At 68.0% G+C, this 14,588-nt stretch carries 11 protein-coding genes; 8 read left to right on the top strand and 3 right to left on the bottom strand.

Annotated features, from left to right (window positions below; all coding sequences use genetic code 11):
- The first annotated feature begins 85 nt into the window (after positions 1 to 85).
- The 5 genes from IV501_RS10400 (at position 86) to IV501_RS10380 (ending at position 5,473) form a co-directional block, all read left to right on the top strand.
- Positions 86 to 1,105, top strand: coding sequence for a BPSS1187 family protein (locus IV501_RS10400; RefSeq protein WP_200555121.1), 1,020 nt, complete (start codon positions 86 to 88; stop codon positions 1,103 to 1,105).
- 86 nt (positions 1,106 to 1,191) lie between these two features.
- A complete protein-coding gene (gene coaE, locus IV501_RS10395) occupies positions 1,192 to 1,800 on the top strand; it encodes a dephospho-CoA kinase (RefSeq protein ID WP_200555122.1) in 609 nt (202 codons plus the stop codon).
- Between the two features lie 67 nt (positions 1,801 to 1,867).
- Complete coding sequence (locus IV501_RS10390; protein ID WP_200555123.1) at positions 1,868 to 2,800, top strand: BPSS1187 family protein; 933 nt, start codon at positions 1,868 to 1,870, stop codon at positions 2,798 to 2,800.
- Between the two features lie 13 nt (positions 2,801 to 2,813).
- Positions 2,814 to 4,286 carry a class I adenylate-forming enzyme family protein gene (locus IV501_RS10385; RefSeq protein ID WP_200555124.1) on the top strand — a complete coding sequence of 491 codons (1,473 nt, stop codon included), beginning with the start codon at positions 2,814 to 2,816 and terminating at the stop codon, positions 4,284 to 4,286.
- Positions 4,283 to 5,473 carry an acyltransferase gene (locus IV501_RS10380; protein ID WP_200555125.1) on the top strand — a complete coding sequence of 397 codons (1,191 nt, stop codon included), beginning with the start codon at positions 4,283 to 4,285 and terminating at the stop codon, positions 5,471 to 5,473. Before IV501_RS10385 ends, IV501_RS10380 begins: the two co-directional genes overlap by 4 nt.
- A 227-nt stretch (positions 5,474 to 5,700) precedes the next feature.
- On the opposite strand, the gene IV501_RS10375 is transcribed toward IV501_RS10380, so the two are convergent.
- The 3 genes from IV501_RS10375 to IV501_RS10365 all read right to left on the bottom strand — a co-directional run bounded on the left by IV501_RS10375 (position 5,701) and on the right by IV501_RS10365 (position 8,484).
- Complete coding sequence (locus IV501_RS10375; RefSeq protein WP_200555126.1) at positions 5,701 to 7,011, bottom strand: MFS transporter; 1,311 nt, start codon at positions 7,009 to 7,011, stop codon at positions 5,701 to 5,703.
- Positions 7,012 to 7,153: 142 nt separating this feature from the next.
- On the bottom strand, positions 7,154 to 8,116 hold the full coding sequence (locus IV501_RS10370; RefSeq protein WP_200555127.1) for a M56 family metallopeptidase: 963 nt from the start codon (positions 8,114 to 8,116) through the stop codon (positions 7,154 to 7,156).
- Positions 8,113 to 8,484 (bottom strand): BlaI/MecI/CopY family transcriptional regulator, encoded by a 372-nt coding sequence (locus IV501_RS10365; RefSeq protein ID WP_200555128.1) that lies wholly within the window; start codon positions 8,482 to 8,484, stop codon positions 8,113 to 8,115. Before IV501_RS10365 ends, IV501_RS10370 begins: the two co-directional genes overlap by 4 nt.
- An 84-nt stretch (positions 8,485 to 8,568) precedes the next feature.
- Here IV501_RS10365 and IV501_RS10360 point away from each other — a divergent pair, with 84 nt between their 5' ends.
- The 3 genes from IV501_RS10360 to cydC are packed head-to-tail and all read left to right on the top strand — an operon-like array spanning position 8,569 to position 14,583.
- On the top strand, positions 8,569 to 10,173 hold the full coding sequence (locus IV501_RS10360) for a cytochrome ubiquinol oxidase subunit I (RefSeq protein WP_234698112.1): 1,605 nt from the start codon (positions 8,569 to 8,571) through the stop codon (positions 10,171 to 10,173).
- A gap of 19 nt (positions 10,174 to 10,192) precedes the next feature.
- The gene (cydB, locus tag IV501_RS10355) at positions 10,193 to 11,239 is read left to right on the top strand and encodes a cytochrome d ubiquinol oxidase subunit II (protein WP_200555443.1); all 1,047 of its coding nucleotides are present in this window, start codon (positions 10,193 to 10,195) and stop codon (positions 11,237 to 11,239) included.
- Positions 11,236 to 14,583 carry a thiol reductant ABC exporter subunit CydC gene (gene cydC, locus IV501_RS10350; protein WP_307812172.1) on the top strand — a complete coding sequence of 1,116 codons (3,348 nt, stop codon included), beginning with the start codon at positions 11,236 to 11,238 and terminating at the stop codon, positions 14,581 to 14,583. Before cydB ends, cydC begins: the two co-directional genes overlap by 4 nt.
- Positions 14,584 to 14,588: the final 5 nt, after the last annotated feature.

The following is a 14,588-nucleotide window of genomic DNA, read 5'->3' as shown; positions in this document are numbered from 1 at the left end:
CCAACTAGTAGGTCAGCAGCACCACACGGCCGGATCCCCTCGGGGATCCGGCCGTTTTGCATCTGTCGGTGCTTATGATTCGGTCATGCGCCGCCGATGGTTCCGCCCGTCGACAGTCTCACGGTCCGTCCGGTCCCGGAGCCTGTCGACGGGCCGCGCCCTCGCGGTAACGGTGGCAATGCTGGTCGGCGTCGGCGCGGCGGCGCCGGCGTTCGCAGGGACGGATGCCGGGCATCCGTCAGCCTCGTCGTCGCCGTCTGACCATGGCTTCCTCCGATTCCGACTCCCGTATCTCGACGGGATCGCCCCCGCCCCCGACTTTCCCAACCTGGCCCGCGCTGCCGCCCGCCCGGCACCACTGCTGCTGTTCCTCCCTGCGACGGGGGCGGTGCCCGACGACTATCGGGCCTTTCTCGCAACGGCGGCCGCCGTCGGCTACAGCGTGATCGGTCTCGACTACCCGAACCTCGGGCGGTCGGTCACCCGCACCTGCTTGGGCGATGCGAAGTGCTACACCATGCTGCAGCGCAACCGGTTTACCGGTGCGGATCCGTCGCGATTCAGTCACGTGACCGCGGCCAATTCCATCACCAACCGCTTTCGCGCGACGGTGCACTATCTCGAGCAGCACGACCCGAGCGGTAGATGGGGGCGCTATCTGCAACACGGGCACATCGACTGGTCCCGCATCGTGGTGGCCGGGCATTCGCAGGGTGGCGGGGAGTCGGCATTCATCGCGCACTACAACCGGGTGCAGGGTGTGCTGATGTTCTCCTCGCCGGTCGAGTCGTACGACAACGTCACGGCATCCTGGATCGACGGGAAGGGTGCAACGCCGGTGAGCCGGATGTTCGGCTTCGACGTGCTCGGCGATATCTACCAGGACAGGATCGCCGGGAGCTGGCGCAAGCTCGGGCTGGGCACCGATCACGATCCGGTTGCCGTGCCGACCGGAGGCCACGCGCTTCTGAGCTCGCTCCCGGTGGGGAGCCCGATTCAGACGCATGGCAGGTCGGTGGACGACCGAACACCCCGAGGAGCGAATGGCGTCCCGGTCTTCGCTCCGACCTGGCGCTGGATGCTCGACCAGGTCCGCCAGCCGTGAGTTGCATGTTTTGGTCCCTTTCAGGCGCTGAAAGGGACCAAAACATGCAACTCAGGGGAAGGCAGGCGCGCGGCTAGCATTGTCGCGTGCATCTGATCGGGCTGACGGGCGGGATCGCCTCGGGGAAGAGCGCCGTGGCGCAACGACTGGCGAGCCACGGAGCGATCGTGATCGACGCGGATCGGCTGGCGCGGGAGGTCGTCGAGCCGGGTACGCCCGGGCTCGCTGCGGTCGCCGATCGTTTCGGTGCCGGGGTCATCACCGCGGACGGCATGCTCGACCGCCCAGCACTCGGGGCGATCATCTTTACGGACGATCGCGCGCGCCTCGACCTCAACGCCATCACCCACCCGCTGGTGCAGCAGCGGGCACGCGACCTGATTGCTGCTGCGGAGGCGCACGACCCGGATGCCGTCGTGGTCTACGACGTCCCGCTGCTTCTCGAGGCCTCTTCGCAGAGCGGGTATCACCGGTTCGAGAAGATCATCGTGGTGGAGGCAGAACCGGCAACGCGCATCCGTCGCCTCGTCGAGTTGCGGGGGATGAGCGACCACGACGCCGCGCGCCGCATCGCGTCGCAGGCCACCGACGCGGAGCGCCGAGCGATCGCCGACATCGTGATCGACAGCAACGGCACGCTCGACGACACACTCGCGCAGGCCGACGACGTGTGGACGCAGCTCCGCGAGCTCTAAGTTCTCCCGGGTTATGGGCCGACCCGGGATATGGTTGCTGCGGTAGACGGGGACCGAGGGGAGTCGCATGCGCACGGGGCGACGCCTGGCGATCATCGCCGCAGCGCTCTGCGTCGTGCTGTCGTGCACTGTTGCCCAGGCCGCCCGGGCCGATACCCGCGACCACGCCACTACCCCTGATCACGATGGGCCGGGATCGTCGCTCATCTCGTTCCGGCTGCCGGAGACCGGCGATGCCTTTCTCTCGCCAAACGCGCGCAACTTCGCCGTCAGAGGCACGAAGGGCAGCCCGCTGCTGCTGTTTCTGCCGGCCACCCGCTCGGTCCCTCGCGACTACCGCTCCTTCCTCGACACCGCGGCCTCGCTCGGCTACCACGTGCTCGCCCTTGACTATCCGAATCGCGGCCAGTCCGTGGTGCACCTGTGTGCCGGGGCGCCGCGCTGTTATGGCGAGGTGCAGCGCAATCGCTTCCAGGGCGGCGGGCAGAGCGCGTTCAATTCGGTCGACCGGCGTGACTCGATCCTCAACCGGTTGCGGATGTCGCTCGACCACCTGCAATTCACCGACCCCGGCGGGGCCTGGTCACGGTATCGCTCCGGCGACAGCATCCGCTGGGATCGGGTGGTCGTCGCAGGCCACTCCCAGGGCGGGGGACTCGCCGCCTACATCGCTCATCGTTTCCGGGTGCACGGTGCCCTGATGTTCTCCTCCCCGGTGCAGAGCGACGCTGGTGTGCCGGCTCGTTGGATGCGCAAAAGCGGGGCGACCCCGGCATCCGTCCAGTACGGCCTGGTGGACGTCCGCGACCGATACGCGACGAACGTCACGGCGTCGTGGGCGACCATGGGGATGACCGGCACTCACGCCATCGTGTCCGAGCTCGATCTCGGCTCGCCCAGCGACTCGCACCTTCGCACCGTCACCGACCGGAGCCCCCGCGTCGATGGGGTGCCCGTGCTCGCGCCGACCTGGCGGTGGATGCTCGAACAGGTGCGCTGAGTAGGCTGGGGGAATGTCGGCACCCGAAGGCCTCCGTGCTCTTATCCACCGGCAGGCGTTGGCGTCGCCGCGGTCGCGTTACCTCGAAGACGCACGCTCGAATCGATCCATCGACTACGCCGAACTCGAGGCGACCGCCTCCGTCTGGGCCGCCGAGCTCAACGCCCGCGGCATCGCTCCCGGCGGCTCGGTCATCATCGACATCGCCGATCCGCTGGACTTCGCCCTCGTGCACCTGTCGGTGATCGCGGCGGGGCGACGGTCGGTGCCGACCAATCCCGATCTCACCGAGGCCGAGCTGCGTCGCATCTCCGACCTGCTGGACGGTGCCGACCTGCTCGTTACGGATCGTGACGACCGGGCCGGTATCGGAGTGCCCATCGTCCCTGTCGTGCCGGTCGTGCCAGCCATCACGCTCTCGTCCACCGGTCCGGCTGCGGTCCCGGGCGAGGGCTCGGCCCTCCTCTTCACGTCCGGATCGACCGGCACACCGAAGGGGGTGGAGCTCGGCGAACGTCAACTGCTCTTCGTCGCGCGCGGCATCGCCGAGAACAACCAGCTCGTGCCGACGGATCGCGGCTACAACCCGCTCCCGCTGTTCCACGTCAACGCCGAGGTGGTGGGTCTGCTCTCGACCCTCGTCGCCGGGGCGACCATCGTGCTTGATCGTCGGTTTCACCGCACCGGGTTCTGGGAGCTCATGGACGAGCGCCGCATCACCTGGCTGAACGCGGTGCCGGCGATGCTCGCGGTGCTCGCCCGGGGTGGGGAGTTCGCCGTGCCGGCGTGTCTGCGGTTCGTGCGCTCGGCATCCGCCCCGCTGCCAGATGCCGTGCGCGCCTCGCTCGGCGACGTGCCGCTCATCGTCAGCTACGGGATGACCGAGGGGGCCAGCCAGATCACCGCGACGCCGCTCGATGCGCCACCACGTGACGGGTCGGTTGGGGTTCCCGTCGGCAGCGAGGTGCAGGCGCGGGCCGAGGACGGCACGGTGCTCGCGGCTGGCGAGGTTGGCGCATTCTGGATCCGCGGGCCCGGCATCGTGACGAGCTATTTCGAGGGGCGCGCGCGCGAGCGCTTCGATGCCGACGGCTGGTTGAGTACGGGCGACCTCGGCTACCTCGACGACGACGGGTACGTCTACCTGGTCGGCCGCTCTGACGATGTGATCAACCGCGGCGGAGAGAAGGTCTACCCGGCCGAGGTCGAGGAGGTATTGCTCGGCGACGCGCGAGTGCGCGAGGCGGTGGTGGTCGGTAAACCCGACCCGATCCTGCACCAGGTTCCGGTCGCCTTCGTGATCCCCGTCAGCGCGCTGAGCGACAGCGAGACGCTGGCCTTCGTCGGCGAACTGTTCGAGCGGGTAGAGCGCGAGCTCCCGCGATTCAAGCGTCCGATCGACATCTCGGTCGTCAACGACGTGCCGCGCGCCCCCACGGGCAAGGTGCAGCGCAGCCGAGTACGCGAGCTGGTGGAGCAGGAGTGACGTCCGCACAACCCGCAGCCGCGACATCCGCGCCCCGCGTTCGCGCGCCGCACCTCTACGAGGTCGACGTCGTGCGCATCCTCACTTTCGCCTGCGTCATCGCGGTGCACACCACGAGCCACACGGCGGCGGCGGATGATGTCGGCCTGTACGCACTGCTCGGGCTCGTGCACTTTACGCGAGAGGTATTCTTCGCGCTCTCCGGTTTCGTACTGGTCTACAGCTACCTCAGCAAACCGGTGCCGATGAAGAAGTTCTGGCCGCGGCGCTTCCTTCTCGTGGGGGTGCCGTACGTGGTGTGGTCGGCGATCTATTTCGTGTCGGCGAACATCTATTCGCCATACGGAACCATTCCCGAGATGGTCGGCAGATTCGCTCTCAAGCTCGTCACCGGCAACGCCTGGTATCACCTGTATTTCCTGCTCGTGACGATGCAGGTCTACCTGCTGGTGCCGGTGATCGTCTGGCTGATCAGGAAGACCCGCGGGCATCACGTCGCCCTGCTCGTGACCGCAGGCGTCTTCCAGTTGGCACTCACCGCGGTCTACGCGTATGTGCCGGACTTGCCGGAGTGGCTGGGTGGCTACGCCAAGGTCTACTTCTTCAGCTACCTGTTCTTCATCCTTCTCGGTGCCGTCGCGGCCGACCACGCACAACAGCTGCTCGCCTGGGTTCGCGGGCATCGCGCACTGATCGGCTGGGTGACCCTGGCGACCGGTCTCGTCACCCTCGGGGTCTTCGCCTTCCAGCACCTCGCGCTGGGGTTCAGCCTCTACCGCTCGGGCACCCCGCTGCAGCCGATCCTCATGGTGTGGTCCGTCGCGGTCGGGCTGGGCTTCCTCGCGGTCGGCAGCTGGTGGGCCGATCGCCGCCGGCCGACGTCGTTCGTGGCCAGGGGAGTGGATGTCGCCTCCGACCGGTCGTTCGGCATCTTCCTGTCGCATCCGCTCGTGCTGTGGATCCTGCTCTGGGTCGGTGGGGACTGGGTGCCCAACCACGTGGCCACGCCGTGGCTGACGCTCGTCGCGTACGTGGTCGTGTTGGTCGGGGCCGCGGCGATCACCGAATTGGCCCGTCGCTCGCCGGTCAGCCTGCCGCTCACCGGTCGTCCGTGGATTTACAGGCGCACAAAGCCCCGCCCCGCCGCGGTGGCGTCCCCGGGTGCCGGTGGCCCGCCGCCGGACTGACTTCCCCTGTTCGTGTTCCGCCATCCGTCGATCCTGCCCGCGCATCATTCAGGAGGTGGTGGGGGGTTGACGGATGGTACGAAGATCCGCCACTCGAGACACTCGCGTCACACCACGTCCTGAATCTCGCGAAACCTCATTCGCGCGCCCGCTTGTCATCCGCGCGGGGGTTACAACCTGCGCGGTGTTGACAATGGGGCGCGGTGTTGCCGTGAGCGGCGTCCGAACTAGTCGGTGCTGCCCGCGAGGGGGGAGCCGATCGGATCTACCCGCTTTGGCTTCATCACGCCGGCGAGCACTGTCGCGGCGACCAGGATGCCGATGGAGACGGCGAACGGTACGACGAAGTCGCCGGTCACATCCACGAGAGCACCGACGACGATCGGGGAGAGGATGCCCGCGACGCCGAAGCCGGTGTTCATCATGCCGCTGGCCGTGCCCGACCAGGTGGGGGCGACATCCATCGGAATCGACCAGAGCTGCGCGTTGGTGAGTTCGAGGAAGAAGAACGAGAAGGCGAGGGCCACGATGGCCACAGTCAGGGGCGGTGAGAACACCAGCGGCACGAGGCAGAGCGCCGAGCCGATGAAGCCGATCAGCAGCAACGTGCGCCGGGCGCTGCGGGCGTTGCCGGTCTTACGCAGCAGCCGGTCGCTCAGTACGCCGCCCAACGTGTCGCCGATAACGCCACCGGCGAGGATGAGGGAGGTGAGCAGGCCGTACTTGCTGATGTCCTGCTTGTAGACGGTGGCGAGCAGCGTCGGAATCCACGTGAAGAATACCCAGGCGACCCAGCCGTAGCCGAAGTCGACCAGCGTCACGGGCAGGATCGTGCGGATCAGCCGCTTCCACGGCACCGGCGGGCGATCGGCCGCCTTGGGGATGGCGGGAACCTCGGAGAGTTCCTGCGCGGTCATCCCCTTCATGTCCCTCGGACGGTCGCGGAACATGACGAACCAGACGATGGCCCAGAGCATGCTGAGCACCCCGACGAGGAAGAACGACTCGCGCCAGCCCGACCAGATGATCAGCGTCGTCACCACGATCGGCGCGGCGAACGTGCCGAGGCGGGATGCCGAGTGCACGATGCCCTGCACGAAACCGTTGCGGTCCGGCGGCATCCATCGGCTCATCGCCTGGGTGGCGGTGGGGAAGGTGGCCGATTCGCTGAAGCCGAGGATCGCGCGCGCGATCAGCAGGGAGACCAGGCCGACGGCGAGTCCGGTGAAGAGCGTCGACGCACCCCAGAGTAGGCCCAGGATGAGGAGGCCACGGCGAGGGCCGACCTTCTCGCCGATCCACCCGCCGAATATCTGCAGGCTGGCGTAGAAGATCGCGAACACCGATGCCGCGAGGCCGAATTCCGCGTTGGTGAGGCCGAATTCCTTGATGATCGAGGGGCCGGCCGCAGAGATGTTGGTGCGGTCGAAATAGGCGATGAAGTACATCACGCATAGCAGTACGAGTACGCGCCCGCGGCGGCGGTGGAACAGGATCGGCGTGGCGGCCGTGCGCGGAGCAGTGTCGGTCAGTGCCATGGAGCGCTCATTCCGCGAGAGGTGACATCGGGTGTACTCGGTGTGACGCTACGGATATTCCCTATCCAACAGCTATGCGGCCATAAAACACCCGAAACGCCGTGCACTCAATGCTCGTGCATGGATCTGACCAGCCCAGAGCTCAGGCGAGCACTGCCGGAGCCACGATCAGCACGGTCGGCACGGCGAGCAGCGCCACGCTGCAGATCAGCGCGAGGGCGCGGCCCGCGGCGCCGAGGGGCCGCCCCGGCGTGATGAGTCTCGTGAGGCGGCGCTCGGCCGAATGGCCGTCGGCGGCGAGGGCGCGAGCCGTGGCATCCGTCGCCGGGTCGAGGCGCGAGACGGCCGGCGCATCCGATGCCGAGGCGACCAGGGCGATGGATGCCGCGAGCGCCTCGTCCGGAACCTGCTGGCGAGCGCGGTCGTCGGCCAACATCTCGACCAGCACGGTCACCGCATCGAGGGCCCGCGTCGCGATGGGGAACCAGGGCAGCGATCCGCGCCAGGCCCGGAAGGCGACCAGGAGAAGGTGATGACGCTGCGTCGCGTGGGCGAGCTCGTGCGCGATGACTGCCTGCAACTGCTGGTCGTCGAGCAGTTCGACGAGCCCGGCCGAGAGCACGGTCACCGAGCGGGTCGTTCCGGGCAGGCAATATGCCACCGGCGCCTCGTGCTCGAGCAGACGCATGCCGGGGCGTTCGGGAATGGGTGCGCTGAGGAGTCGAACCAGCTGGCCGTGCCGGCGTCGAGAACGCTCGGCGCGAGCGAAGGTAAGGCCGAGCGTGAGAAGCAGGTGCACCCCGAGCAGGATGCCGCCGCTGACCGCGAACATCTGCAGGAAGCTTGTCCCGGCCGGCAATTCGCCCGCCACCAGCCAGCCCGGGAAGGCGGCGAGTCCGGTGGCGAGATCGTCGCCGAATGGCTCGAGCCCGAACGAGAACAGAGCGCCGAGCATGGAAAGTCCACCGGCCAGCGCGATCGCCTGCCAGACGATCAGGGCGGTGGCTGGCGCTCGAGCTGGCCAGGATGCCCGTGCGAGCAGGATCGGCACCGGCCAGGCCAGGGCGATCGCGAGAATCGCGAGAGCAACCCAGGTGATGGTCACAGCAGCTGCTTGTCGCCCACCAGTCGACCGTCGAGCATCTGGCGCAGAGTGGCCGCCTCGCCCGAGCTGACTTGTCCGATGAACCGTGCGAGCACCGCGGTGCGGTCGGGCGCCGTGCCGAGCACCTCATGCATCAGCTCGGCCATGTGCGCGGCACGGGTGGTAGCGGCGGCGAACAGATGCGGGCGGGCATCCCGTTCCCGGATCACGAAGCCTTTGCTCTCGAGGCGACCCAGCACCGTCAGCACCGTCGTGGTGGCGAGTTCTTTGCCATCGAGGCGGTCACGGATGTCCGTTGCCGCAAGTGCGTTGGCGGAATCCCAGAGGATGTCCATCACCGTTCGTTCGAGTTCCCCCAGCGTTGCCATGTCCAGATTCTACTCGATGTAGAAATGTAGTTCTACATGGTGTAGAACTTAACTGTTTCTACATTCGGTAGAAGAAGGAGCGTCATGCTGCACGGTGCTGGTTTTATGCCCATGGACCTCGATCCGCTGCTCATCGCACGCTGGCAGTTCGGCATCACCACCGTGTACCACTTCTGGATGGTTCCGCTCACCATCGGCCTCGGACCGATCGTCGCCGGCATGCAGTGGAAGTGGATGCGCACCGGAGACGTGCGCTGGTACCGCATGGTCAAGTTCTGGGGAAAGCTCTACCTGATCAATTTCATCCTCGGTGTCGCGACCGGCCTGGTGCAGGAGTTCCAGTTCGGGCTGGCCTGGAGCGAGTATGCGAAGTTCGTGGGCGACGTGTTCGGCGCCCCGCTGGCCATGGAGGCGTTGCTCGCCTTCTTCGTCGAATCGACGTTCCTCGGCCTGTGGATCTTCGGCTGGAACAAGCTGCCCAAGAAGCTGCACTTCGCCAGCCTGTGCGTTGCCATCGCGGGGTCGATCGTCTCGGCCTACTTCATCATCGTCGCGAACTCGTGGATGCAGCATCCGGTGGGTGTCGCCCTGATCGACGGCCGCCCCGTGATGACGGATGTCTGGGCCGTCCTCACCAATAACACTGCTCTCAGCGCCTTCAGCCACACCCTCTGCGGCTCGCTCGCCGTCGGTGGCGGCTTCGTCGTCGGCATCGCCTGGTACCAGCTGTGGCAGCGGCGCCGCGATGGGATCGACACCGTTGGTCTCGACAAGAAGGTGGTCGTCGGCGAGGCCGCCGACATCCCTGGTCGGGATAAAGCCGACCACAAGGTCTGGATCACTTCGCTGCGGATCGGCGCGGTCGTAGCCATGGTGGCGTTCGCCGGTGTTGCCATCACGGGCGACTCACAGGCCAAGCTGTTGTTCGAGCAGCAGCCGCTCAAAATGGCGGCGGCCGAGGGCGCCTGCCACGACGGCACCAGCTTCTCGGTGCTCTCGGTGGGCGAGCTCGGCTCGAAGAACTGCTCGGACATCACCCCGATCATCGAGATCCCGGGCCTGCTGTCGTTCCTCGCCAAGGGCGACTTCAGCACCGACATCAAGGGCATCAACGAATTGATCCCGCAGTATCAGGCCAAGTACGGTACGAATCTGCCCGACAAGGCGATCTACGGCGATCGGGCCGGTCAGGCGATCGACTACACACCGGTGCTCGAGGTGACCTACTGGGGCTTCCGGATGATGATCGGCTTCGGCATCCTCGCGGCCGGCGCCGCGGCGCTGGCGCTCTGGCTGACGCGTCGGGGTACGGTGCCCCGTCAGCGCTGGCTGATGCAGTTGGCGGCGGCGAGCATCCTCGCCTCATTCGCGGCGAACTCGGCTGGCTGGATCTTCACCGAGATGGGGCGGCAGCCATTCGTCGTCGCGCCAAACCCGGACGGCATCGATGGGGTCTTCATGTTCACCGCCGCCGCTGTCTCGCCCGGAGTGAGTTTCGGCGAGATCCTGTTCTCGCTCAGCGCCTTCACGCTGGTGTACGCCGTGCTGATGGTGTTCGAGATCCGGCTGCTGGTGCGGTATGTGCGCGGCGGGGTCGCCAGCGCGGTGCCGGAATTGGCGCATCCGAAGAACGACGACGATGACGATTCCGACGCGACCTCGGGCGACGTGCTCGCCTTCGCGTACTGAGACCCCGAGTTACTAGGAGCTGACCATGCTGCCCACCATCTGGTTCATCCTGATCGCCGTTCTCTGGCTCGGCTACCTCTTTCTCGAGGGCTTCGACCTGGGAGTAGGGATGCGGCTGTTCTTCCTCACCCGCAAGGAGGCCGACAAGCGTGTGATGCTCAACGCCATCGGGCCGGTGTGGGACGGCAACGAGGTGTGGCTGGTCACCGCGATCGGCGCTACCTTCGCCGCCTTCCCGTTCTGGTACGGCTCCCTGCTGTCTGCCCTCTACCTGCCGATGGTGTTCGTGTTGCTCGGCTTGATCTTCCGTGCCGTCGCGATCGAATACCGGGGTAAGGGAACGAGCGATCGCTGGCGGCGGGGTTGGGATGCCGCGCTGGGCCTCGGCTCGCTGGTCGCCGCGTTCGGAATCGGTGCGACCCTTGCGCTCACCACCACCGGGCTTCCGCTGAACGCGAACGGCGACCGGGTGGGCGGCGCCTTCGCCTGGCTCACTCCGTGGGCGATCGTCGGCGGTCTCGCCGTGGTCGGATTCGCGCTCGCTCACGCCTCGGTGTTCCTCGCGCTCAAGACCGACGGCCCGGTGCGCGTCGCCGGGCGTCGTTTCGCGGGCCTCGTCGGTCCGATCGCGCTGATACCGCTCGCGGTCTGGCTCATCGGCGTGCAGCTTCGCACGGGCAACCCGGTGACCTGGGTGATCGCGATTCTCGCCATCGCGGTCGCCGTGGGCGCGTGGTTCGCCAACCGGGCCGGTCGGGAGGGCTGGGCGTTCGTCAGCCTCGGATTCGCGCTCGCGCTCACGGTCGGCGCGATCTTCGCCGCCAGCTACCCGGTGGTGCTGCCCTCGACCATCGATGCCCGCTTCGACCTCACCGTGGCGAACGCGTCATCGACGCCGTACACGCTCTCCGTGATGTCGGTCGTCGCCGGCTTCGGGGTGCCCCTCGTGCTGGCCTACCAGGCCTGGACCTACTGGGTGTTCCGCAAGCGGGTCAGCGCGACCCAGCTGCCGGCCGCACATCCGGTCGAGGCGGCGGTGCGACGCCCGATGGAACAACACCCGTGAATCGGCCCACGCCGCGCGACGACCTGGCCAGGATGCCGCGAGGGTTCCTCTATCTGCTCGCCCTTCTGGGTGCCGCGAAGGCGATCGCCCTGATCGGTATCGCCACCGCGATCGCCGGCGGCGTCGCGGCGGTGGCTGACGGTCACACGGAGATCGGGAACAGTGCGATCGGGAACAGCGCAGCCGGTCACGCTGACTGGGCCGGCATCATCGCCCTGGGCGCGGCATCCGCTCTCGGTCGAGCGCTGGTCGCCTGGGCGCAGCGGGTCGTCTCCGCACGAGCGCTCCTCGGTTCGAAGGAGCGGATGCGCGCGGCTCTCGCCGACCGCGCTCTGCAGCCCGGCACCGCACCCGCGTCCGTCGCCACCCTGGCCACGCAGGGACTCGACGAACTCGAGAAGTACTACACCGTCTACCTGCCGGCGCTGGTGACGGCGGCCACGGTCCCCGTGATTATCGGCGCGCGCATCCTCTTCGCCGACTGGGTCAGCGCGCTCATCATCGTGCTGACGGTGCCCCTGATCCCGGTGTTCATGACGCTGATCGGCATGCACACCCAGGAGCGGGTGGCCGCGGCGACGACGGCTCTGGCCCGGCTGTCGGATCACCTCGTCGAGCTGGCCCGCGGCCTTCCCGTGTTGGTCGGACTGGGGCGTGCCGAGGAACAGACCGACGCCCTGCGCGAGATCTCAGACCGTCACCGCCGCGCCACGGTGCAGACCCTGAGAACAGCCTTCCTGTCCTCGCTGGCACTGGAGCTGATCGCGACGATCTCGGTCGCCATCGTGGCGGTATTCATCGGGGTGCGACTCGTGGGCGGCGACCTCACACTCGAGGTCGGACTGCTGGTGCTCATCCTGGCCCCGGAGTGCATGGCGCCGTTCCGGGAGATCGGCGTGGCCTTCCATGCAGCGCGGGACGGACGCGAGGCGCTCGCCCGGGCACAGGCGATTATCGACGAACCGGTCGAAGAATCGATCGTCTTCGATGGCGATGCCGACCTGTGCGTGACCGACCTGCGCGTGCGCTTCGCCGACCGACAGACGGATGCCGTGGCCGGCCTCTCCTTCGCCGCCCGTCGCGGGGCGATCACGCTTCTCGACGGGCGGAGCGGTACCGGTAAGTCGACGGTGCTCGCGGTGCTGGCCGGGCGGCTCCGATCCGGTGCGTCGGCCGAGGTCGGCGGGAGGGTCGAGGGACTCGACGCGACCCGGGTTGCCTGGCTGCCGCAGCATCCGCGCACCACCGGCGACACCGTGCTCAAGGAACTCGCGATCTACGGGGGAGACGAGTCGCTGCTCCAGCGCCTCGGCATCGCCCACAGCGCCGACCTTCCGCCCGCGCTGATGAGCCCCGGAGAACTGCGGCGGCTGGGGGTAGCTCGGGTGATCGCGCGCGTGGACGCCGGTGCACGCCTGGTGCTGCTCGACGAACCCACCGCTCAACTCGATTCAGCGAGTGCCGCGCAGGTGCTGCGCGAGATCGCGCGGCTGCGCGGGAAGGCGACGGTGCTTCTCGCCTCGCATGACCCAGCCGCCCGCGCCCTCGCCGACGCCAGGGTTCGGCTCGACGCCGGCGCGGCGTTCGAGGCTGCGCCGATGTCGTCCTCGGTGGTCGCCGAACCCCTGCCGGCACGCCTGGTCGAACCCTTCGGCGAGCCGGAGCATCCGTGGCGCGAGCTCGCCGCTCTCCTTCGTCCGGTTCGAGGGAAGATCGCCGGCGCTGTCGCGCTGGGCACACTCGCCACGCTGTTCGCGATCGCCCTCACCGGAGTCTCGGGCTGGCTGATCGTGCGGGCGAGCGAGCACCCGCCGATCATGTACCTGCTGGTCGCGATCGTCGGCGTGCGCTTCTTCGGGGTGGGTCGCGCGGTGCTGCGCTACTCGGAACGACTGCTCAGCCACGATGCCGTCTTCGCGGCCCTCACCGGCGTGCGCATGCGGCTCTGGTCGGCCCTCTCGGCGCGCGGGCTTCGCGGTCGCGACAGCGTGACGGCCGGCGGCACGCTCGATCGCCTGGTCCGCGAGGTCGATGAGCTACGCGACCTGGCGATTCGTGTGGTGCTTCCACTCGCCAGCGGGGTGCTCAGCCTGCTCGTCACGCTCGTGGCGCTCGGTGTTCTGGTGCCGGCCGTCGTTCCGGTGCTGATCATGCTCGGACTGTTCGCCGGCATCGTCGCCCCACTGGTGGCCCTCGCCGCGGATCGCCGTGCTGCCCGAGGCCTGCAGTCCCTCCGTTCCACGGTGTTGGTGCGCTTCGCCGCCATGCTCGGTGCCGCAGACGACTTGCGGGCCAACGGGGTCGACGCTGGGGTTCGGGCAGAGCTTGCGGCGCTGGACGGCCGGGCCTCCGCCGCTGCTCGTCGCGGTGCTGGAGCGCTCGGACTCGGCGGCGCGGTGGTGATCGCGAGTTGCGCGCTGGCGGCCGTGCTGCTGGTGCCGTTCGCGGTGCTGCAGCAGCCAGACATCCAGCCCGGTCTGGTGGCGGTACTCGCTCTGGTGCCGCTCGCGTTGATCGAGCCGACGCTCGAGCTCGTCGGAGCGGTGCAGCTGCTTCCCGCCCTGCGCCGTGTACTCGGCCGGGTGTCGCGCACCACGGCGGTCGAGCGCGAGGCGCCGGGGACACCCGTCGACGACCGTCGAATCGAGAGCATCGAGCTGCGGCAGGTCGCGACGGGCTGGCAGCCGACACAGACCGTGCTGACGGATGCCTCGGCTCGCGTCACCCGCGGCGACTGGCTCACCATCACCGGGCCGTCCGGCTCGGGCAAGTCGACGCTGATCGCGCTGCTCCTCGGACACCTCGAGCCCACCTCGGGCGCCTACCTCATCAATGGTGACGACGTCTCCGGCCGCGACCTCTCGCCGCTCGCCCGCCGATTCGGCTGGAGCCCGCAGGAGGGGCATCTGTTCGACTCGACCATCCGCGGCAATCTGCTCATCGCCCGGCCGCGCGAGTCTGCGCCCGACGAGGCAGAGCTGATCACCGTACTCCGTCGTGTCGGGCTCGGGCCCCTGCTCGACCGACTGACCGACGGGCTGGATACGCGCATCGGCGCGGGCGGCGCACAGCTGTCTGGAGGGGAGCGACAGCGGCTCGCGGTGGCCCGCACGCTGCTGACGGGAGCCGACGTCATCCTGCTCGACGAACCGACGGCACACCTCGACGAAGAGTCGGCGCGAGAGCTGATGACAGATCTGCGGATCGCTCTCGCCGACCGCATCACCGTGCTGGTCACGCATCAGCTCGTCGACCAGCGACCGGCGGATCAGCGCATTGTTCTCGGTGCAGCGCCCGTTCTGCCCACGGCGCAATTCGAATCGAGTGTCAGTGGCCCTGCTTAAGCTTG

It is taken from the genome of Lacisediminihabitans changchengi, from assembly GCF_016634425.1.
Taxonomy (GTDB): domain Bacteria; phylum Actinomycetota; class Actinomycetes; order Actinomycetales; family Microbacteriaceae; genus Lacisediminihabitans; species Lacisediminihabitans changchengi.
The sequence above is the reverse complement of the archived record's forward strand: the minus strand, read 5'-3'. Positions and strand labels throughout refer to the sequence as shown.